Annotated in this window: 18 protein-coding genes; 7 read left to right on the top strand and 11 right to left on the bottom strand. The window is 71.4% G+C overall.

Annotated elements, in window-relative coordinates:
- Window positions 1-8: 8 nt before the first annotated feature.
- Window positions 9-530, bottom strand: coding sequence for a gamma carbonic anhydrase family protein (locus tag ACGFIS_RS01545; RefSeq protein ID WP_392907050.1), 522 nt, complete (start codon window positions 528-530; stop codon window positions 9-11).
- A 325-nt stretch (window positions 531-855) separates the two neighbouring features.
- Between ACGFIS_RS01545 and ACGFIS_RS01540 the strand changes: the two genes are divergently transcribed.
- From ACGFIS_RS01540 to ACGFIS_RS01525, 4 genes are all read left to right on the top strand, one after another.
- Window positions 856-1,956: a DivIVA domain-containing protein gene (locus tag ACGFIS_RS01540; protein WP_392968989.1), complete on the top strand. Its 1,101-nt coding sequence runs from the start codon at window positions 856-858 to the stop codon at window positions 1,954-1,956.
- Window positions 1,957-2,050: 94 nt separating this feature from the next.
- The gene (gene def, locus ACGFIS_RS01535; protein WP_392968986.1) at window positions 2,051-2,581 is read left to right on the top strand and encodes a peptide deformylase; all 531 of its coding nucleotides are present in this window, start codon (window positions 2,051-2,053) and stop codon (window positions 2,579-2,581) included.
- A gap of 129 nt (window positions 2,582-2,710) precedes the next feature.
- Window positions 2,711-3,454 (top strand): response regulator transcription factor, encoded by a 744-nt coding sequence (locus ACGFIS_RS01530; protein WP_392907053.1) that lies wholly within the window; start codon window positions 2,711-2,713, stop codon window positions 3,452-3,454.
- Complete coding sequence (locus ACGFIS_RS01525; RefSeq protein ID WP_392968983.1) at window positions 3,454-5,025, top strand: sensor histidine kinase; 1,572 nt, start codon at window positions 3,454-3,456, stop codon at window positions 5,023-5,025. Before ACGFIS_RS01530 ends, ACGFIS_RS01525 begins: the two co-directional genes overlap by 1 nt.
- Window positions 5,026-5,368: 343 nt before the next feature.
- Here the strand turns inward: ACGFIS_RS01525 and ACGFIS_RS01520 are convergent, their stop codons facing one another.
- Window positions 5,369-6,199, bottom strand: coding sequence for an oxygenase MpaB family protein (locus ACGFIS_RS01520; RefSeq protein WP_392907056.1), 831 nt, complete (start codon window positions 6,197-6,199; stop codon window positions 5,369-5,371).
- Window positions 6,200-6,287: 88 nt separating this feature from the next.
- On the opposite strand from ACGFIS_RS01520, the gene arfB reads away from it, so the two are divergent.
- Window positions 6,288-6,713, top strand: a complete 426-nt coding sequence (gene arfB, locus ACGFIS_RS01515) for an alternative ribosome rescue aminoacyl-tRNA hydrolase ArfB (RefSeq protein ID WP_392907057.1) — start codon at window positions 6,288-6,290, stop codon at window positions 6,711-6,713.
- 43 nt (window positions 6,714-6,756) lie between these two features.
- Here the strand turns inward: arfB and ACGFIS_RS01510 are convergent, their stop codons facing one another.
- The 3 genes from ACGFIS_RS01510 to ACGFIS_RS01500 form a co-directional block, all read right to left on the bottom strand.
- Window positions 6,757-7,530 carry a methyltransferase domain-containing protein gene (locus ACGFIS_RS01510; RefSeq protein WP_392907058.1) on the bottom strand — a complete coding sequence of 258 codons (774 nt, stop codon included), beginning with the start codon at window positions 7,528-7,530 and terminating at the stop codon, window positions 6,757-6,759.
- 90 nt (window positions 7,531-7,620) lie between these two features.
- The gene (locus ACGFIS_RS01505; RefSeq protein WP_392968980.1) at window positions 7,621-8,511 is read right to left on the bottom strand and encodes an N-acetylmuramoyl-L-alanine amidase; all 891 of its coding nucleotides are present in this window, start codon (window positions 8,509-8,511) and stop codon (window positions 7,621-7,623) included.
- A 35-nt stretch (window positions 8,512-8,546) separates the two neighbouring features.
- Window positions 8,547-11,915, bottom strand: a complete 3,369-nt coding sequence (locus ACGFIS_RS01500; protein WP_392968977.1) for a BTAD domain-containing putative transcriptional regulator — start codon at window positions 11,913-11,915, stop codon at window positions 8,547-8,549.
- Window positions 11,916-12,037: 122 nt separating this feature from the next.
- On the opposite strand from ACGFIS_RS01500, the gene ACGFIS_RS01495 reads away from it, so the two are divergent.
- On the top strand, window positions 12,038-13,372 hold the full coding sequence (locus ACGFIS_RS01495; protein WP_392968974.1) for an FAD-binding oxidoreductase: 1,335 nt from the start codon (window positions 12,038-12,040) through the stop codon (window positions 13,370-13,372).
- A gap of 82 nt (window positions 13,373-13,454) precedes the next feature.
- Here the strand turns inward: ACGFIS_RS01495 and ACGFIS_RS01490 are convergent, their stop codons facing one another.
- Both ACGFIS_RS01490 and ACGFIS_RS01485 read right to left on the bottom strand, forming a co-directional pair.
- Entirely contained in the window at window positions 13,455-14,315 is an 861-nt protein-coding gene (locus tag ACGFIS_RS01490) for a crotonase/enoyl-CoA hydratase family protein (RefSeq protein ID WP_392907062.1), read from the bottom strand.
- Between the two features lie 7 nt (window positions 14,316-14,322).
- Window positions 14,323-15,096: an SDR family oxidoreductase gene (locus ACGFIS_RS01485; RefSeq protein ID WP_392907063.1), complete on the bottom strand. Its 774-nt coding sequence runs from the start codon at window positions 15,094-15,096 to the stop codon at window positions 14,323-14,325.
- Window positions 15,097-15,315: 219 nt separating this feature from the next.
- Here ACGFIS_RS01485 and ACGFIS_RS01480 point away from each other — a divergent pair, with 219 nt between their 5' ends.
- Complete coding sequence (locus ACGFIS_RS01480; RefSeq protein WP_392968971.1) at window positions 15,316-16,164, top strand: SDR family oxidoreductase; 849 nt, start codon at window positions 15,316-15,318, stop codon at window positions 16,162-16,164.
- Between the two features lie 59 nt (window positions 16,165-16,223).
- Here the strand turns inward: ACGFIS_RS01480 and ACGFIS_RS01475 are convergent, their stop codons facing one another.
- From ACGFIS_RS01475 to ACGFIS_RS01460, 4 genes are all read right to left on the bottom strand, one after another.
- The gene (locus ACGFIS_RS01475) at window positions 16,224-16,985 is read right to left on the bottom strand and encodes a metallophosphoesterase (RefSeq protein WP_392968968.1); all 762 of its coding nucleotides are present in this window, start codon (window positions 16,983-16,985) and stop codon (window positions 16,224-16,226) included.
- Complete coding sequence (locus ACGFIS_RS01470) at window positions 16,982-17,248, bottom strand: BON domain-containing protein (RefSeq protein ID WP_392968965.1); 267 nt, start codon at window positions 17,246-17,248, stop codon at window positions 16,982-16,984. The genes ACGFIS_RS01475 and ACGFIS_RS01470 overlap by 4 nt, the downstream gene beginning before the upstream one ends.
- A 16-nt stretch (window positions 17,249-17,264) precedes the next feature.
- Window positions 17,265-17,885, bottom strand: a complete 621-nt coding sequence (locus ACGFIS_RS01465) for a hypothetical protein (protein WP_392968962.1) — start codon at window positions 17,883-17,885, stop codon at window positions 17,265-17,267.
- Between the two features lie 75 nt (window positions 17,886-17,960).
- The gene (locus ACGFIS_RS01460; protein WP_392907069.1) at window positions 17,961-19,259 is read right to left on the bottom strand and encodes a glycoside hydrolase family 1 protein; all 1,299 of its coding nucleotides are present in this window, start codon (window positions 19,257-19,259) and stop codon (window positions 17,961-17,963) included.
- Between the last annotated feature and the right edge of the window lie 488 nt (window positions 19,260-19,747).

Here is a 19,747-nt window from a genome sequence, read left to right as displayed (position 1 = left end):
CCGGACCGTCAGTGCCACTCGGCGGTGCGGTGCCGCCGGGCCTTGGTCACGTACACCTCGGGGGTGTGCGCCAGGACGAGCCGGTCATCGTCGGTCAACTCCCGGACGATCTTGCCCGGAGTCCCGGCGACGAGGACGCCGGAAGGGATCTTCTTGCCGGGCGGCACCAGCGCGCCCGCCGCGATCAGCGTCCCGGACCCGATCCGGGCGCCGTTCAGCACGATCGCGCCGATCCCGATGAGCGAGCCGGTTTCGACATGCGCGCCGTGCACCATCGCCTTGTGACCGAGGCTGACCCGGTCCTCCAGGACGGCGGGCATACCCGGGTCGGAGTGCATGCAACTGAGGTCCTGGATGTTGCACTCGTCGCCGACGACGATCTCCTCGTCGTCGCCGCGGAGCACCGAGCCGTACCAGACGCTGGACGCGCGGCCCAGCGTCACCCGCCCGACGACGACCGCGCCCGGCGCGACCCACGCCTCAGGGTCGATCTTCGGCCGGTCCTCACCCAATGATCCCAGGTAGCTCATGCGGCCGATGCTAGGACGCGTCCCGTCCCGTCCCGAACGGCACCCCCGGGACGGGCGCCCACCGGCACGAACCCCGACACGAACCCCGACACGAACCTCCACACGGGCCCCACAGCGCGAAGTTTGTGCAGATTAGGTAGCTTGTCGGGCCTACCCGGATGAAGAAACGGCAGCGAGAAGCGCGTTCCGGTTGCGCGAATGGGGTGGACCGGACAAGAGTCGTCCTGACGTTTCCACATGTGGGCCCGCTCAACGGCGGGTGAGGATGTTATCGCAACCGACCCTGACGGGGTGATGACCCCCGCCAACGACCCCCCAAGGCATCATGAGCAACGAAGCCGAAATCCTGCCGAATCTCCTCCAAGAAGAGTCCTTCGAGATCGTCATGCGCGGCTACAACCGCCGCCAGGTCGACGATTACATCGCCCGCGCCCAGCAGAAGCACCGCGAACTGGAGGCGCGGCTCGCCCGTGCCCAGGACGACGGCGAGCGCCTCCGCCGCGAGATGGCCGAGGTCCGGGAGGCGCGCAAGCCCACCGGCGACGACCTGTCCGACCGGCTCCGGCAGATCATCAACCTCGCTGAGGACGAGGCCCAGGACAAGGTCGCCCAGGCCGAGGCCAAGGGCGCCGAGATCCGCGAGGACGCCGAGCACGAGTCCAAGCGGATCATCGACGACGCCCGCTCGCACGCCGACAAGAACCTCGCCCAGGCGCAGGAGAAGGCCGAGAACGTGCTCGCCTCCGCCAAGCAGGAGTCCGAGAGCGTCCTGTCGGCCGCCAAGCAGGAGGCCGAGCAGACGGTGAGCAGCGCGCGGCTGGAGGCCGAGCGCACCCTCACCGCGTCCGAGCGCCGCGCCAGCGTGATCAACGAGGGCGCGACGCAGCGGCTGACCTCGCTCACCAAGAACCACACCCAGGCCCTGCAGCGCCTCACCGAGATCAGCGAGACGCTGCACCGGCTGCTGACCGCCGAGAACGAGGCGGGCCCACTGGAGAAGATGGTCGAGGACGCCGTCCGGCAGAGCGCGCCCCGCAAGCAGCAACCCGCCCCGCCCCAGGCCGGGCCCACCCAGGCGGCCCAGCCCTCCTCGCCGTCCGGGCCGCAGTCCGGGCCCGGGACGAAGCCGATTCCGGCCGCGCCCAAGCCGGCCACGGCTCCCGGCGCGCCCCAGGGCGCCCCGTCCATGAAGAAGCCCGGGCCGGCGGCTCCGGCCGCCGACGCTCCCGCGCCGCCGGCCCCGCAGCAGCCCAAGCCCGCACGCCCGGCCGAGGAACCGGACGGCCCCGCGCAGTCCGGTCCCGCGCAGTCCGGTCCCGCGCAGTCCGGCCCCGCACAGCCCGGCCCCGCACAGCCCGGCGGTCCCGGGCAGTCCGGTGGTCCGGCCGTCCCGCCGCAGCCTCCGCGCGGCCCCATCGAGCTGTAACCCCACCCGGCTCCGGAAGCGTCAGGCGGGCTCCGCGGTGTGCCCTGCCCTCACCCGGCCGGGCACACCGCCTCGTCCTTTATAGGATCTCGGGGTGAGCAAGAGGACCCACACGCGCCGCGGAACCGCCCGCCCGATCCGGCTCCTCGGAGACCCGGTCCTGCGCACCGGATGCGACCCCGTCCGGACGTTCGACGCCTCCCTGGAACGCCTCGTCGACGACATGTTCGTCACCATGTACGAGGAGGACGGCGCCGGGGTGGCCGCCAACCAGGTGGGAGTCGGCCTGCGGGTCTTCGTGTACGACGTCGGCGACGACAAGGGACGGCGGCACATCGGGCACGTCGTCAACCCGACGCTCGTGGCGGCCGACGGGGAGATGCTGGTCGAGCCGGAGGGCTGCCTGTCCGTCCCCGGCCTGCGTTTCGAGACGCCCCGCCACGCGCACGCCGTCGTCGAGGGCGTGGACGTCAAAGGCGAACCCGTACGCGTCGAGGGCACCGGCTACTTCGCACGCTGCCTCCAGCACGAGTGCGGCCATCTGGACGGCGGCGTCTACATCGACGTCCTGTCCGGCGACGCGCGCCGCGAGGCCATGCGCGCCATCCGGGACCTCGGCCGGTAGGCGCGGGCACCCGGTCTCCCCACCAGGCACGATGACGAAAACGCACTCACCCGATCCTCTGCGCGCATTCAGGGGACATTCAGGTTGAGATGGGAACCTCTGCGGTGATTGTGGAGGGAGACTGTGCCATTGGCTGATCGAACGGTTGATCGGACGGCGAACGGCGGCGGCAAGGCGGCGGAGGCGACGCTGCTCGTCGTCGAGGACGAGCCGAACATCCTGGAGCTGCTCGCCGGCAGCCTGCGCTTCACCGGATTCGACGTGGTCACAGCGACCAACGGGGCCGACGCCGTCCAGTCGGCGCGGCGGCACCGCCCGGACCTGATCGTGCTGGACGTCATGCTCCCCGACATCGACGGGTTCGACGTGGCGCGGCGGCTGCGGTCCGGCGGCGACCACACCCCCGTGCTGTTCCTGACCGCACGGGACGCCGTGCAGGACCGGATCAAGGGGTTGACGATCGGAGGCGACGACTACGTCACCAAACCGTTCAGCCTGGAGGAGGTCATCGCCCGCATCCGGGCGGTCCTGCGGCGGTTCCGCGGCGGAGTGGCCGAGCCGACGCCGCGCATGGTGTTCGCCGACGTCGAACTCGACGAGGACAGCCACGAGGTGTGGCGCGGCGGACGCGCGATCCAGCTCTCGCCGACCGAGTTCAAGCTGCTGCGCTACTTCATGGCCAACGCGGGACGCGTCGTGTCGAAGGCGCAGATCCTCGACCACGTGTGGAACTACGACTTCCGGGGCGACGCGGGGATCGTCGAGTCGTACGTGTCGGCGCTGCGCCGCAAGGTCGACAACGCCGAGCCGCGCCTCATCCACACGCTGCGCGGTGTGGGGTACGTCCTGCGTGAGCCGGCGAGACCGGGCTGATGACCGCCCGGGTTCCGGCGTCCGCCACCGGCGCCCTTGCATCCGCGGCGCACCCCGGGCCGCCGAACGCCCCCGGCGGGAACGCGGCCGGGTGGACGCGGCGCGGCCTGGCCCACCTGTGGGGGCGGACGTCGCTGCGCGTCAAGCTGGTCGCCGGGATGCTCGTCCTCGCCACCCTCGGGATGACGGTGATGGGCGCGGCGGGCGCGTCGGTGCTGCGGCAGTACCTGGTGGGGCGGGCCGACGATCAGCTCCGCGGCTCCGTGGGCCGGACGATCGACCAGGTCGTCCCCCATCTGGAACGCGGGCAGACCCGGTTCACCGTCCGCCTCCCGAGCGAGATCTACGGGCAGATCCGCGTCAATGACGGCCGTACGGTCGGGCAGAACCCGGCGTGGAGCGATCCCGGCCATCCGCGTCTCCCGGAGGACCTGTCCGGGTGGATCGACCGGCCGTTCACCGTGTCCGGGACGGGCGGTTCGACCTCGTCGTGGCGGATCCTGGCCGAGCCGATCCCGGACAGCGACGGCGCGATCCTCGTGCTGGCATTCAGCCTGGACGAGGTCGACCGGACCGTCCGCCGGCTGGTGGCGATCGACGCGATCGTGGGCCTGGTGGTGCTGGCCGGCCTGGTCGGGCTCGGTGTGTGGGTCGTCCGGGCGAGCCTGCGTCCGCTCGCCGCGGTCGAGGAGACCGCGGGCGCCATCGCCGCGGGCGACCTGTCCCGCCGCGTCCCGCAGGCCGATCCGCGCACCGAGATGGGACGGCTCGGCCGCTCGCTGAACGCGATGCTCGCGCAGATCGAGACGGCGTTCCGGGCCCGCGCCGAGTCGGAGGCGGCGGCGCGGCAGTCGGAGCGGACGGCGCTGCGCTCCGAGGAGCGGATGCGGCGGTTCATCGCGGACGCCAGCCACGAGCTGCGCACTCCGCTGACCGCGATCCGCGGATTCGCCGAGTTCTACCGGCAGGGCGCCGCCCGCAGCCCCGAGGAACTCGACCGGCTGATCGGCCGCATCGAGGAGACCGCGTCCCGGATGGGCCTGCTCGTGGAGGACCTGCTGCTGCTCGCCCGGCTGGACCGGCAGCGTCCGATCGAGCGGCGTCCGGTGGACCTGCTCGCCGTCGCCGCCGACTCTGTCCAGGAGGCCAGAGTTCTCGCACCCGAGCGCACGATCGACCTTTCGGTCGAGGGAGGATTGGCGTACCAGGTCCGGGGGGACGAGCCGCGGCTGCGCCAGGTGCTCGGGAACCTGCTGACGAACGCGATCGTGCACACCCCCGAGGGCGCGCAGGTGGAGGTGCGCCTCAAGCCGGGGACGCTGCGCGACGCCCCCGCGGCGATCGTCGAGGTCGCCGACCGGGGCCCCGGTCTCTCGCCGGAGCAGTCGGAACGGGTCTTCGAGCGTTTCTACCGCGCGGACGAGGCCCGGTCGCGGGAGGGCGGCGGCGCGGGCCTCGGCCTCGCCATCGTCGCGGCACTGGTGGCGGCCCATGAGGGCCTGGTGGAGGTGGACTCCACACCGGACGAGGGAGCCACCTTCAGGGTCGTCCTGGCCTTGGACGAAGACTGACCACGGGCTTGCCGACCACGGGCGAGAACCGACCACGAATGAAGACCGAAGGTCGCGTTCAGGCAACTTTCAGGTTGGATCCAGGTGGATTGCAGCCCCGGGACGCATTCTCGATCGTGAGTGAACGAAAGACCGCCGACGAGATCATCGCCGGCGCCCCGATCTGACCCGGGCGCCGTCCGGCCAGGCTCTGGGGGGAGCGGGCGGACGGGCGGCGGAACCGGGCCAGAGGTCCCTCCCAGCCGGGCCGGGTGAGGAGGGACCGAGCAAGGGAGAGCGGCCGCGTGGCTTCCCTGTGGGCCACGCGGCCACTCAACGGCCACACGCCCCATGGCCGCTTTGATCAGGTGGATCTGACCGAGATCGCGGGCCGCTGCTTCACCTTCGCCAGCATCTTCCGCGTCGAGCGCAGGTAGACGGACCGCGGCAGCGTCCGGACTCGCAGCGGCAGCCGCGGGTACACGACCGACAGCACGTCGACCAGGAGCCGGAACCGCCGCTCCCGTGCGGCGTCCCACTTCCACCCGTACTGCTCGCGGATCGGCGCCGGCATCAGCCCCGCCGTGAGCAGCCGGATCGCCATCATCCCGGGCGCGTTCAACGGGCCGCCCGGCAGCTTCCCCCCGTCCAGCACCTGGTCCGCCACCGCCCGCGACGCATCACTGATCTTCAGGTTCTGGAGCATGTCCGCGTAGTACTCGCGGAACCGCCGGTAGTTCCCCGGCATCCGTTCCTCCGGGCAGCCGAGGATCGTCGCGTAGGTCTTGCTCTGCTGGTAGAACTCCTCAAGCTCCGACTCGTCGAACGTCCGCCGGAAGAGCATCTGGTAGAACTGCGCGGCCACCGCGAACAGCGTGGAGGCGACCCACACCTGCAGTTCCGGGTCATTGGCCTCGTAGTCGGGTCCGGTGATGGACTCATGCCCCTTGGTGACCAGTGCGCTGAGGGTCTCGGCCTCCTCCCGCGTCCCGAACTGCACCGTGTAGAGCCACCCCATCGTGTTCCGCAGCCGCCGCACCGGATCGTCCGCCGTGTAACTGTGGTCGTAGACGCCCTGCGCCACCTTGGGATGCGCGGTCTGCAGCAGCGACGCGGCCCCACCCGCCGCGATGAGCACGCCCTCCTGCGTGATGACACGGATGAGGTCGCCGTCCTGGAACACTCCTTCAGCCATGGCGTTCATTGTAAGTAAGTGCTTGCAGTTTGCCGCCATCGGGGGTTACTCGTACGACAAGATCACCCTCCCCTGCGACAATGGGGACATGCCCGACCAGATCCATGTCCGCGGCTCGGTCTCCATCCCGGAGTCCGAGCTGAGCTGGCGTTTCTCCCGTTCCTCGGGGCCGGGCGGGCAGCACGTCAACACCAGCGCCACCGCCGCCGAGCTCTCCTTCGACGTCGCGAACTCCCCGTCCCTCCCCGACACCCTGAAGTCCCGAGCGCTGGAACGCCTGGCCGGCCGCCTCGTCCGCGGCGTCCTCACCGTCCGCGCCGAGGAGTACCGCTCCCAGCTCCGCAACCGCGACGCCGCACGCACCCGCCTGGCCACGATCCTCGCCGAGGCCACGGCCCCGCCCCCGAAGAAGCGCATTCCCAAGAAGGTCCCCCGCGGCATCAACGAACGCCGCCTGGAGAACAAGAAGCGCCGCGCCAACATCAAGCGCCAACGCTCCACCCGCTGGGACTGACCACCCCGCTGACATCCGTCCGTCTTCCCTGCGCGCCGGGCGGTCATCGGCGCGTGGCCGCGGTCACGAACAGCGGGAGGGCGAGGTACATCCGCCCGCGCCGTCCCCGTTCACGCTGCTCGGCGACCCAGGCTTCGGCCTGCGCGTCGCTGATCGCTCCGGCCGAGCGCGCCCCTTCGGCGAGGCCGGCCAGCGCGGGAACCATCGCCGCATCGGTGAAGATCCAGGTGTGGGCCTCGACGGTGACGTCGGCGAAGCCCGCATCGAGGAGGAGGTTGCGGCTGCGGCGGACGACCCGGGGGGTGGGGACCCGGTCGGCGCGAGCGTGCACGATGGTGCGGGTGAGCGCGGCGTCGTCGGCGTCGATGACGAAGGTGTCCCAGTCCTGCCCGATCAACGCGATGCGCCCGCCGGGGGCGAGCACGCGCCGTGCCTCGCCGATCGCGCGGGAAGGGTCGTCCAGGACGTGGTACACCTTGTCCGCCCGGTAGCCGTGCAGTTCGCCGTCGGCGAAGGGCAGATCGTAGGCGTCCGCCACGCGGAAGTCCGCGGTGGGCCAGCGCTCGGCCGCCACCGCGATCATCCGCTCGTCGGGGTCGATGCCGACCGCCCGTGCGCCCCGCTCGGCCATCTCGACGGCCGCCCGGCCGGATCCGCATCCGACGTCGACCACCGCCGCATCCGGCGCGATGCCGAGCAACTCGTACGAACGGGCACGAAGTTCGCGCGCCCCGGGGATGTTGTCCGCGATGTCGAGCAGGGCGATGAGGGCGTCGGATTCGTCGTCGGTTCGGCCTGTCGTCCGAGTCTTGTCCATGCCCCAGACCCTGCCGCTTAAAGTCCACTTGAAGTCAAGCGAACCCGGTCGTACGGCTTCCGGCCCCGGGCGAAGCGGCCAGGACGGGGGTCAGGTGGGCCAGGCGAGGGCCTTGGCGATGCCCGAGGTGATGCGGGCGGTCTCGGTGCCGTGGTGGATGACCTGGAAACGGACCCGGTACCCGTCGCCGACGGTGTCCGCCGGGAGGCTGTAGTGGACGAGGGTCGAGCCCTTGCCCGCGATGTACTCGGCGACGGGGCCGCCCGCGACGTCGCCGCCAGAGTCGGCGTGCTCGATCGCGCGGGCGCGCAGCCCGGTTCCGGGGGCCAGGCCGTCCACCTGGACGTTGGCCGTGAAGGCGTAGCGGGCGGGGCCCTCGACGAAGGACGGTCCGCCGGCGTCCCGGTGGTGATGGTCGCGGTCGGAGTGCTCGCGGCCCCAGTCGATCGTCACCCACGTGTTCGGCGGGAGGGCCTGCTCGGCGTCCATCGAGACGGAGACGTAGTCGGGCACGTCATCTAAGTCTGCGGGCATCCCGGCCCGTACCCAGGCGTACAGCTCGTCACCGGGGCAGCTCGTCGCGTACACGTCACGGTGGCCGAGCTTCTTCAGGTCGCGGCCCCCGCGCCGGCCCGCTTCGTCGTACAGCCGGCGGATGGACCGTTTCGCGGCGGCGGTGGCGTCGCCGTCCCGGCCGATCATGCACACGCCGATGCCGGAGGTGTTGTGGTCCGGGGCGTGCGCGCCGACGACCAGCCAGCCGCGGCCCGCGTAGATCCGGCCGCCGACGTCGACGAGGAAGTTGTAGCCGATGTCGGCCCAGCCCCGGCCGTCCATGTGGAAGTCCTGGATGCTGCGCACCGACTGGTCGGTGGGGCCTTCGGAGTAGTGGACGACGAACTCGGTCCGCTGGGACCAGCTGACTTCGGTGCGGGATCGGGGGGCCCGGGCGTCCCATTCCGCCCGGCTGATGATGTCCATGGGTCTCTCCCGGGGGGTCGATTCCGGTAACGAGCCTACGGGCTTTCGGTGTCTCGTGACACCCCGTAGCCGAATCCGTGCTGTTCGTGCACGTCGTGGGCTGCACGGGCGTGATCGCGAGCCGCGTCGTCGTCGCCTGTGCGGCGCGCCAGTCCGGCCAGGACGAGGTGGGTGGATCCCCAGCATGCGGTCCCCATGCCGGCGACGACGAACTGGTCTGCATGAGGGAGGAGACGGCGATACAGGTCACCGGGGTCGGGGGTGCCCAGGCGGGCGGCGACCAGGCCCCAGACCGGGATGAGGAAATCGGCGACCCAGTCGTCGGGAATGCCGGTTCCCCAGCGGCCGATCAGCTCATGCGCCAGTGCGGGACGGTCCGCTTCGACGGCCGCCAGGACGGCGACGGGGCGCAGCGGAACGAGATGGGGTTCCTCTGCAGCGGCGATCAGCTCGTCCAGTACCTCGGGGACACGGCCTTGAGCGCGGCGGCACGTGAACGTCGTGACCAGCCGGCGGAACCGGCTGCCCCAGAGCGCCGAGCCGAACCGCATGTCGTGGGCGAGCAGTGCCTCGGCCTCGTCCCACCGCCCGTCCAGGGTGCTGCGCGCCGTCTGCGCGACACGGACCATCGACTCCAGCTCGGGCCGGGGCGCCGCGCCGAGGAGGGTCTCGCAGCGGGCCAGTTCGCGGTCCCAGCCGGGCACGTCGCCGTCGCGCAGCAGGCAGGACATCAGGAACACGCGCGCCATCACCTCGCCGCTGACCGGGAGGCCGGGCAGGTTCGCCAGCTCCTCCGCCGCAGCGCGCCGCTCGGCGTTGCGGCCGGGACGGAACGCCGCGAGCAGATAGTTGTTCAGCGTCCGGGCGAGGAGCGGGACGTCCGCGGTCCTCCTGGCGATGTCGACCGCCTCGGCGGCGTGGCGTTCGCCCTCGGCGCTGCGCGGGCCGTAGTGCAGTTCGAGTGCGAGGGCACCGAGAAGCGCCGCCCGGTCGGCGTCGCGCAGCGGCCCGGCGAGGAGATCCTCGATGACCGCGACCATCTCGCCGTCGACGACGCCGTACGGCCGCCAGTTCCACAGGGACGGTCCGCCGATGGCGGTGACCGCGGGGATCAGTGCGTCGCGGTCGCCGATCGTGCGGGCGATGCGGATCGCGTCCTCCCAGTCGCGGCGCGCCTCCTCCGGCCGACCGACGGTGCGGCGGGCCTGGCCGAGTTCGGTGCGGATCCTGGCCCGTTCGGCGTCCCGGCCCGGCGGGAGGACGGAGAGCGCGAGAGCCCACAGGTCGACGGCCTCGGTGTGCGCGAGCTGGCCCGTCGCGTGCCGGGCCGCGCGGGACGCGTGCTCGGCCGCCTTGTCCGCCCTGGCGGCCCTGTCCGTACCGCCCAGCTTCGCGGCCTGGGCGAAGTGGTGCGCGAGCGTGGCCGATTCCGCTTCCGGAAGGACGGGTTCCAGCGCCTCCCCCACCCGCAGGTGCAGCCGCGATCGCTCCAGCCGGCTCAGCCCCGCGTAGAGCGCCTCGCGCACGAGAGCGTGCGCGAACCGGTAGTCGGGGGCCGGCCCCACCGTCCCGGCGGGCGGCTCGACCAGCAGGCCGGTCGCGATCGCCGGTTCCAGCGCCGTCATGACCTGCTCGGGTGTCATGTCCGTGACCGTTTCGAGCAGGTCGATGCCGACGTCGCGTCCGGCGACCGCGGCGGCGCGCAGCAGTGCCCGCGTCTCCTCCGGCAGGCGGGCCACGCGGCGTTCGATCACGTCCCGCGCGCCGCTCGGCACGGTCTCCATCCCCTCGCTGCCGCACAGGCGCAGGACCTCGCCGAGGTAGAAGGGGTTGCCGCCGGTCCTGTCCAGCAGGGTCTCCACCAGGCCGGGTTCTTCGGTGACGCCCCTCACGCGCAGGTAGGACGCCACGTTCTCCGCGGTGAACGGGCTCAGCTCCACACGTTCGGCCGACCGCGACAGCCCGGCCAGGGTGTCGCGGAGCGCGGCCGGATGATCGCCGGGTTCGGGGCGGCACGTGACGAAGACCAGCAGCCGGTGCCGGACGGCCGCGTCCGCCACGAAGGACAGCAGCCGCAGCGACGACACATCCGCCCAGTGCAGATCGTCCAGGACGACCGTCAGCGGTGTCTCGTCCCGCGTCAGAACGTCGGCGACCTGCTCGAACAGGGCGAACAAGGCGGCACCGGGGTCCTGCCCGCGGGAGTCCGGTTCGGGCGAGCCCGGTTCACGGGAGTCCGGTTCGGGGGAGATCGTCTCCGCGGTGAGCAGCCCGGACTCGTCCCCCGCCTCGCGGACGATCTGCCTCCACGGCCAGAACGCGGGCGCGGTGCCGTCGACGCAGCGTCCCCACGCGACGCGGAATCCCCGGGCGGCGGCCAGGTCTGCGGCGGCATGAACGAGCCGGGTCTTGCCGATGCCGGCTTCCCCGGTCACCAGGACGACACCGCCCCGCCCGCGCCGGGCCTCGCCGAGACACCGTTCGACCAGCGCCATCTGCGCCGACCGTGCCACCAGCCCGTCCCCATCCGGTTCCGGGCCCGCCACGACGGACCCCGCCGTGGCGGACCCTACCGTGGCGAACGCCGCCTCACCCGGCGGCTTGCGCTGTGCCTCGCGTGGGGGGAGGCGGAGGTCGGGCGACTGGTCGAACACCGCCCGCTCCAGCTCCTGGAGCTCGGGCCCCGGACGAAGCCCGAGGTCGTCCGACAGGCGTGCTCTCACGCGGCGCAGCGCGGCCAGGGCGTCGGCCTGACGTCCGGCCCGGTAGAGCGCGAGGACGAGCAGGGACCACGTGCGCTCCCGGTAAGGCGCGTCCTCGACGAGCGCCTCCAGCCCCGGGACCAGGGAGGCGGTCTCGCCGAGCGCGAGCCGGGCGTCGAACCGGTCCTCCAGCGCGGCCGCGCGCAGTTCGGTGAGGCGGGCGGCGGCGGGGCGGGCGAACTCCTGGTCGGCGAACTCCCCCAGCGGGTCACCGCGCCACAGGTCGAGGGCCCGGTCCAGTGCCTCGACGGCCTCCGCGTGCGCGCCACGGGCGAGTGCCTCGCGGCCTTCCTCCGCCCAGGCGGTGAATCGCCACAGGTCGATCCGTCCCGGCGGGACGGCGAGCTGGTAGCCGGGCTCACGGGTCAGCAGGACGGACGGCGGTGTCCGCGGCGCCCTGCCGGGCTCCAGCACTTTGCGGAGGTGCGCGATGTAGGCCTGCAGCGTCCGGGTCGCCCGGGCGGGCGGCTCCCCGGCCCACAGCTCGTCGATCAGCCGGTCCAGGGACACCACGCGGCCGGGTTCCAGCGCCAGCATCGCCACCAGCGCGCGCTGCTTGCGCGTACCGAGGTCGAGCGCGTGTCCCGAGCCGTCCGCGACCTCGAGCGGGCCGAACAGCCGGAACACCGGTCCCTTCGCCATCACCCTCCCGAATCGTGCGAGTGCCCAGCTTACGGGCACCTCAACTCGATCCCAGCTCGATCCCAGCCGCCGGCGGGCACGCTGAACCCCAGATGACGAACACGACGACGAAGAGGAGAAACATGAATATCGGGGACGAACTGCGCGGCGTGGTCCGGGGCCGGGTGTTCGCGGCGGGCGACGGCGGATTCGAAGGCGCGCGGCGCCCCTGGAACCTCGCGGTGGACCAGCCCGTCGGAGCCGTGGTCGAGGCCGCCGACGCCGACGACGTGGCCGCCCTCGTCCGGCACACACGCCTCGCCGGGCTGACCATCGCGGCACAGCCGAGCGGCCACGGCGCGGCCGGCGACCTCGGTGCGGCCGGCGGCCCCGGCGACCCCGGTGACGTGATCCTGCTCCGCACCGCACGTCTCAACGAGCTGGAGATCCGTCCGGACGAGCGGATCGCCCGAGCCGGCGCGGGCGTCGCCTGGGGGCGCGTCCTGGAGGCGGCGAGCCCGCACGGCCTGACCGGTCTCGCGGGCAGCAGCCCGGTGGTCACCGTGACCGGCTACACCCTCGGCGGCGGGCTGAGCTGGTTCGGCCGCAAGTACGGGTGGGCGTCCGGGAGCGTCCGCGCGTTCGACATCGTGGACGCGGCGGGGGCCCGCTCCCGTGTGACGTCCGAGACCGACCCGGACCTGTTCTGGGCGCTGCGCGGCGGGGGCGGCGACTTCGCGATCGTCACCGCGATCGAGTTCGCCCTGCATCCGGCGCCGCGGCTGCACGGTGGACGGATGCTGTGGCCCGCCGACCAGGCCCCCGCCGTCCTGGACGCCTACCGGGAGATCACCGCGGCGGCCCCGGAGGAGCTGACCGCCTGGTACGAGCTGCTGCAGTTCCCGGGTGCGGCGCCGCTGGCGGCGGTCGACAGCGCCTTCCTCGGCGACGGGGGCGACGCGGAGGCGCTTCTGCGTCCGCTCGACAAGATCCCCGGAAGGATCTCCGATACCCGCGCGCCGCTGCCGGTCGCCGACCTCGGGTCGATCACGGCCGAGCCGACCGACCCGGGCCCCGGACGGTCCCGCGCGGAACTGCTGACCGAACTGACGGACGACGTGGCGGCGGCGCTGCTGGAACGCCCCATCGACCCGCTGCTCAGCGTCCAGTTGCGGCACCTCGGCGGCGCGCTGGCCCGTCCGTCCGGCACGCCCGCCGGGCATCTGGACGAGCCGTTCGCCCTCTACATGTTCGGCGTCCCCGGCGAGGACGGCGGGACGGCCGTGCGCGACCGCCAGCAGGAGATCGCGAACGCCCTCGTCCCGTACACGACGGGCCGCAAGCCGTTCACCTTCCTCGCCCCCGGCGAGCGGGCCGCGAAAGCGTTCACACCCGGGACGCTCGCCGGGCTGCGCGACCTGAAGCGCCGCCGCGACCCGCACGGCGTGTTCCACAGCAACTTCCCCGTCCTCCGCTGAGGCTCGTGCACCACATACGTCGAGACGCCCGAAACCAGTTGATTCCGGGCGTCTCGGCGTACGGGTCGGGCCGGTGGTGGGGCTACTCGCCCTTCCAGTTCGGCTTGCGCTTCTCGGCGAACGCCGCCGGTCCCTCCTGGGCGTCCTTGGACGTGAAGACGGGCAGCACGATGTCCTGCTGCTTCTTCCACGCCTCGTCCGACGACCAGTCCGCGGACTCGACGATGACCTTCTTGGTCGCCGCGAGCGCCAGCGGCGCGTTCTCGGCGACCTTCAGGGCCAGCTCCTTGGCCGCCGCCAGCGCACCACCCGACTCGGCGAGCCGGTTGACGAACCCGAGCTCGGCCATCCGCTCCGCCGGGTACTTGTCGCCGGTCAGGGCGATCTCCATGGCGATGTGGAACGGGATGCGCTGCGGCAGCCGCAGGAGGCCGCCGCCCGCCGCGACCAGGCCGCGCTTCGGCTCCGGAAGCCCGAACTGGGCGTCCTTCGCCGCGACGATCATGTCGCAGGACAGCGCGACCTCGCAGCCGCCGGCGAGCGCGTAGCCCTCGACGGCGGCGATCAGCGGCTTGGCCGCCGGACGCTCGGTGATGCCGGCGAACCCGCGTCCCTCGACGGTCGGGTTGTCGCCCGTCAGGAAGCCCTTCAGGTCCATGCCGGCGCAGAACGTCCCGCCGGCGCCGGTGAGGATGCCGATGGACAGGTCCTTGCGGGAGTCGAGCTCGTCGACGGCCGCCGCGATGCCCCGCGCCACCTCGCCGTTGACCGCGTTGCGGGCCTCGGGGCGGTTGATGGTGATGACGAGGACGGCGCCGTCTTCCTCGGTTAGAACAGCGGCGTTTCCGGGGGGCGTGGGGGGTCGTCCCCCCTCGGGTGATACAGCGGCGTTTCCGGGGGGCGTGGGGGGTCGTCCCCCCTCGGGCGATACAGCGTCGGTCATTCGGGCCTCACTTCGGCTGGAAGCGGATACCGCCGTCGAAGCGGATGGTCTCGCCGTTCATGTAGTCGTTCTCGACCAGGGACTTGACGAGGTGCGCGAACTCCGACGCCTTGCCCATCCGCTTCGGGAACGGGACGGGCGCGGCGAGCTTGGCCTTGAACGCGTCCGCGGCCTCGCCCTCGCCGTAGATCGGGGTGTCGATGATGCCCGGGCAGATGGTGTTCACCCGGACGCCGATCGCGGCGAGGTCGCGCGCCGCCGGCAGCGTCATGCCGATGATGCCGCCCTTGGACGCCGAGTAGGCGAGCTGCCCGGTCTGGCCCTCCAGGCCGGCGATGGACGCGGTGTTGATCACCACGCCGCGGGCGCCGTCGGCGTCGGCGGGCTCGGTCTTGGAGATGGCGGCGGCGCCGATCCGCATCAGGTTGAAGGTGCCGATCAGGTTGATCCGGATGACGGTCTCGTAGGAGGCGAGGTCGTGCGGGGTGCCGTCGCGGTTCACGGTCCGCGACGCCCAGCCGATGCCGGCGCTGTTGACGATGACGCGCAGCGGGTTGCCGGTGTCGACGGCGGCCTGGACGGCGGCCTGCACCTGCTCCTCGTTCGACACGTCCGTCTTGACGAAGACACCGCCGATCTCGTCGGCGAGGGCCTTGCCCTTCTCCTCGTTCAGGTCGGCGATGACCACCTTGGCGCCGTCGGCGGCCAGCGCGCGGACGGTGGCCTCACCGAGACCGCTCGCGCCACCGGATACGACGGCGGAAACTCCGTTCAGGTCCATAAGCAGCACCTTACGTCAGGGACCGAATGTGGTTCGGGATGATGTTACCCAGAAGTCATCCCGCGCTCTGCTCACACCCCGGCGGATTGCGGAGCACGATGTTACTTAACAGTCACAATAGGGGTCGCGTTTGCTCCCCGCAGCCCCGGGCACCCGCACCCCATGAGCCAACCGAACCGGCAGGCATGGGGGTCGACGCCCCACAAGGGGGACTGAGCCATGAGCGAGCGACCGGCACAGAGCCAGCCATACCCCGGCCGGACCGGGGACATGTCACCCGAACCCCGCGACGAGATGCGCGACTACGCCGGGAGCGGCCTGCTGGACGGGCGCCGCGCCCTCATCACCGGCGGCGACTCCGGCATCGGACGCGCCACCGCCGTCGCGTTCGCCAAGGAGGGCGCCGACGTCGCGATCACGTACCTGGAGGAGGACGACGACGCCCGGCACACCGCGAGCCTGGTCGAGGCGGCCGGACGCCGCTGCTTCACGTTCGGCGGCGACCTGGCCGAGGAACGGCACTGCCGCGAGGTCGTCGAACGCGCCGTCCGCGACCTCGGCGGGCTCGACCTGCTCGTCCTCCACCATGGGACGCAGACGCCGGTGAAGGACGTCCGCGAGATCGACGACGCCCAACTCCGCCGGACGTTCGACGTCAACGTCTTCGCGCTGTTCTGGACCGTCCAGCAGGCCCTCGACCACATGGGGCCGGGGTCGTCCATCATCATCACCGGGTCCATCAACGGGCTGCGCGGCAACAAGACGCTCATCGACTACTCCGCCAGCAAGGCGGCCGCCATGACGCTGATGGAGTGCCTCGCCCAGAACCTCATGGACCGCGAGATCCGCGTCAACTGCGTCGCCCCCGGCCCCGTCTGGACGCCGCTGATTCCGGCCACGTTCGATGAGGAACGCGTCGAGGGCTTCGGGCAGCAGGCACCGATGGGGCGCGCCGCCGACCCCGACGAGATCGCGCCGTCCTACGTGTTCTTCGCGTCCAACCGCCAGTCGTCGTACTACACCGGGCAGACGCTGGTACCCGCGGGCGGCGAGATCCATCCGGGCTGAGGCCCCGCCGAACGTGCCGTCCTCGACCTGCTCCGCGGCGCTGACTGACCGAATGCGCTTCACCATGCGGAGACGCTCTCCTGGACTCGGTGACGCCCGGCCGCTTCCGAGGTGTCCAGGCGGTACAGCGCGTAGGCGTGCTGCAGTACGGGCAGGGCGACGTTCCGGACCCGGACCCCGCCCTGTGTGAGGCCTTTCTCCGTTCCCTTATGCGCGTGGCCGTGCACGGCGAGGTCGGCACCGGCCGAGTCGATCGCCTCGCCCAGCAGGTAGCTGCCAAGGAAGGGATAGATCTCCGGCGGCTCGCCCTGAAGGGTGTCCTCGGTGGGCGAGTAGTGCGTCAGGCTGATGGTCACGTCCGCGTCCAGGCCCAGGAGCGCCGCGCTCAGCCGTCCGGCGAAGTCCTTGGTGTGCGCGACGAACGCCTTCATCTCCGGTTCGCCGAAGTCGCTGGCGCACTTGCCCTCGAACCCGCCGCCGAACCCCTTGCCGCCCGCGATGCCGAGCCTCGTCCCGCCGCAGTCCAGGACCGTCCCGTCCCCCTCCAGGACGGTCACACCGGCGTCGCGCAGCACGTCCGCGATCTCCTCCTCGGCGTCGGAGTGGTAGTCGTGGTTGCCGAGGACCGCGACCACCGGGACCCCGGCATCGCGCAGCTCACCCGCCGCGACGCGGCCCTCCTCGACCGTCCCGTGCCTGGTCAGGTCGCCGGCGACCAGGAACACGTCCGCCTGGTCGGCCAGCGCGGACAGGTGCCGCCGGTACGCCCCGGCGACTTCCGGCCCGACGTGCAGGTCCCCCGCCGCAGCCACACGGATCATGAAATCCTCTCCTCCCCCTCCGGCTCGGCGACCGCGACGACGTGAACCTCGTTGCAGATCTCGCGGCCCTCAGCGACGGCCCGGGCGGCCGCCTCCACGTCCCCCCGCCGCTCCTCGCTCACCACCTCGCCGCGCAGATGCACCACGTCACCGCGAATGTCGACGCGAATGCCCAGCTCGTGCGCCTCGTTCGCGAGCCTCTCCTGAATGTGCGCGGACAGGTAGCCGGGCAGAGCGGCCACGCCGCGGTCCCTTCCGGTCACCACCGTCTCCTCTCGGTCACAGGACGTCCTCCTCGATGACGCCGAGGCGGGCGAGCAGCGTCAGGAAGGCGTAGGCGTAAGGGGATCGCGCCGTCTCGGCGGCGACGCGCCGCCAGTCCACCTGCTCCCGCAGCGCCCGGCTCACGTGCAGGAATCCGCTGAAGTCACACGCGGTCTCGGTGAACGCCAGCAGCCTCATGATCATCAGGTCGGTCGCGGGCAGGACGGGCATGAACACCGCCGCGACCGTCATCTCCTCCGCCCGCCCGAGCAGTTCCCCGTCCACGGGACGGCCCGACGGAGTGTGGATCAGGTCGATGAGGTACTCACCGTCGCGCGCCTTCTCCAGCCAGTTCTCCGGGCTCTCCATATGCGTCATGCCCGCGGCGGCGAGCGCGTCCAGCGCCCCCTGGACGTCCCGCTCGCGCACCACGAAGTCGACGTCGTGCGTCGACACGGCCGCACCGTGCGCGTACGCGGCGAACCCGCCGGCGAGCGCGTACCCGATGCCGGCGTCCCGCAGCGCGGCGGCGGCGCGCTTCAGGCTCAGCAGCAGGCCGTCCGCCGCGCCGCCCGAGCCTGGGCCCGGACCCGCGGTACCGGACCCGCGGCCCATGAGCTTGGGTTCTGTCCGCACATCCCCCACGCGATCCTCTGGTCGGTAACGGTCGCGATGGCGGTACCCGGGGACGCGCGGGTCATGCCTCGCCCGTCACCCCGGGACGCGGTATTCGGCGGGCGGCGTCGGCGTCGTGCCGAGACAGGTGGCGATGGGGTCTTCGATCGAGCACCAGCCCGGCTCGCGTACCGGCACATACCCGGCCGGAACACCCTGGTTGGCGATGATCGACCGGTAGGTCGCGACGGCGTCGGTCGGACGGCGCGTCAAGGACGGATCGGTCAGCACGTCCACCGTGTACAGGCCGAAACGCGACCGGTAGCTGCCCCATTCGTAGTTGTCCGTGAGGCTCCAGTAGTTGTAGCCCATCATCTTGACGCCCTCGGCCATCGCCCGTTGGACCCAGTAGAGGTGGTCACGCAGATGGTCCGTGCGCGTGTAACCGTCCGGGCGCGGCTTGCCGTTGTCGGTCGGCATGCCGTGCTCGACGATGTAGACGGGCAGATGCGGTAGCCGGCGCTGATAGTTCTTGAGGACGTAGTACAGCCCCTCCGGCTCCGGGTCGATCTTCCAGAACTCGCCGGTGAGGGAGTACACGGCGCTGAAGTTCTCCAAGTTCGCGCCGTAGTAGTAGTCGATCCCGATGAAGTCGAGCTTGTCGGTGACGTCGTTGAACAGGGCCGCGTCGAAGATGCCGTTGAGGAGCGTCCCGTACGCGACGTTGCTCGACACCATGGCGTCCGGGTCGATCCTGTGAATCAGGTCGTAGGCGGCACGGTGGGTCTTGATGAGGGCGTCGCGCATCGTCAGCATCTGCCCGATGTGCATGGGGCGGGTCGTCAGTTCTTTGTAGATGTATGCGCTGGCCTCGTTGAACGTGATCCAGATGACGTCCTGGTCCTTGTAGCGGTTGACGACGAACTCGGCGTTGCGCAGCCAGTCCTCCTGCGTACGCGGGTTGTCCCAGGCGCCCTGGTCCGCCACCCACCCCGGGTACACCCAGTGGTCGAGCGTGAGCATCGGCCGCATCCCGTTCGCCTTGATCTGGCGGATGAGGTCGTCGTAGTAGGCGATCGCGTCCGGGTCGCGGTGCCCCCGGCGCGGCTCGATCCGCGACCACTCGATGGACGTGCGGAAGACGTCCACGCCGAGGCCCTTGGCGAGCTTCAGGTCACCGGGGTAGCGGTGCCGGAAATCGACGGAGCCTCCGTACGGGTGCTCCACCCCGTACGCCCCTTGCTCCGCGTACCTCGTCCAGTTGCTGTCCGGGAAAGACCCTTCGCTCTGGAACCCGGACGTGGAGACACCCCAGAGGAAGCCGGGCGGGAACTTGGCCGTCGCCGGCTCGTCCTGGGCGGTCGCAGGGGATGCGGCGGCAAGCGCAAGCGCCACCGACAGGGTCAGTGCTGAGAGGAGACGCGCGGTACGCGCTCTGCCTGGCCTGCCGAACACGGGACTCCCTCCGGAGACCGGACATGATCCTCCATCGGACTACAGGTGGCTTCGCCGTCCCCGTCAACCCCCTGGTCTGGCCGAATCCGGCTATCCAGCCCGACCGCTCCACCAGCCGTCCCTGCGGGGATGTGCCTGAAATGGCCAGGCATTGGCGGAATTTAGCGATCTGTGATCAACCAAACAAATGCCCGTCCCGGCGGCCGGGTTTTCCACAGAACGCTGTTCTACTTACCTGTCGTCGCCCGGGACGCGAGCATGGACGTCGATCTTCATTCGGAATTGGTGATGCGTATCACACATTCCGAAATGGAGTCGGAATCGCCGCAGGCCGACCCGGGGCCTTGTGTCTCCTTGCCAGTGCCTGCCGACACGGAAATGCCGAGGAGGATTTGCCTTGTTCGCCCGAGTCCGCCTACGTTCCTGCT

Origin of the sequence: Spirillospora sp. NPDC048824, assembly GCF_043198455.1 — a bacterium.
Taxonomy (GTDB): domain Bacteria; phylum Actinomycetota; class Actinomycetes; order Streptosporangiales; family Streptosporangiaceae; genus Spirillospora.
This window is presented reverse-complemented; position numbering and strand designations above follow the sequence as displayed.

Excerpts from the sequence above, each read along its gene's own strand:
- ACGFIS_RS01545 (WP_392907050.1), bottom strand. The coding sequence starts at position 530 with ATGAGCTACCTGGGATCATTGGGTGAGGACCGGCCGAAGATCGACCCT.
- ACGFIS_RS01540 (WP_392968989.1), top strand. The coding sequence starts at position 856 with ATGAGCAACGAAGCCGAAATCCTGCCGAATCTCCTCCAAGAAGAGTCC.
- ACGFIS_RS01525 (WP_392968983.1), top strand. The coding sequence starts at position 3,454 with ATGACCGCCCGGGTTCCGGCGTCCGCCACCGGCGCCCTTGCATCCGCG.
- ACGFIS_RS01520 (WP_392907056.1), bottom strand. The coding sequence starts at position 6,199 with ATGGCTGAAGGAGTGTTCCAGGACGGCGACCTCATCCGTGTCATCACG.
- arfB (WP_392907057.1), top strand. The coding sequence starts at position 6,288 with ATGCCCGACCAGATCCATGTCCGCGGCTCGGTCTCCATCCCGGAGTCC.
- ACGFIS_RS01510 (WP_392907058.1), bottom strand. The coding sequence starts at position 7,530 with ATGGACAAGACTCGGACGACAGGCCGAACCGACGACGAATCCGACGCC.
- ACGFIS_RS01505 (WP_392968980.1), bottom strand. The coding sequence starts at position 8,511 with ATGGACATCATCAGCCGGGCGGAATGGGACGCCCGGGCCCCCCGATCC.
- ACGFIS_RS01500 (WP_392968977.1), bottom strand. The coding sequence starts at position 11,915 with ATGGCGAAGGGACCGGTGTTCCGGCTGTTCGGCCCGCTCGAGGTCGCG.
- ACGFIS_RS01495 (WP_392968974.1), top strand. The coding sequence starts at position 12,038 with ATGAATATCGGGGACGAACTGCGCGGCGTGGTCCGGGGCCGGGTGTTC.
- ACGFIS_RS01490 (WP_392907062.1), bottom strand. The coding sequence starts at position 14,315 with ATGACCGACGCTGTATCGCCCGAGGGGGGACGACCCCCCACGCCCCCC.
- ACGFIS_RS01485 (WP_392907063.1), bottom strand. The coding sequence starts at position 15,096 with ATGGACCTGAACGGAGTTTCCGCCGTCGTATCCGGTGGCGCGAGCGGT.
- ACGFIS_RS01480 (WP_392968971.1), top strand. The coding sequence starts at position 15,316 with ATGAGCGAGCGACCGGCACAGAGCCAGCCATACCCCGGCCGGACCGGG.
- ACGFIS_RS01475 (WP_392968968.1), bottom strand. The coding sequence starts at position 16,985 with ATGATCCGTGTGGCTGCGGCGGGGGACCTGCACGTCGGGCCGGAAGTC.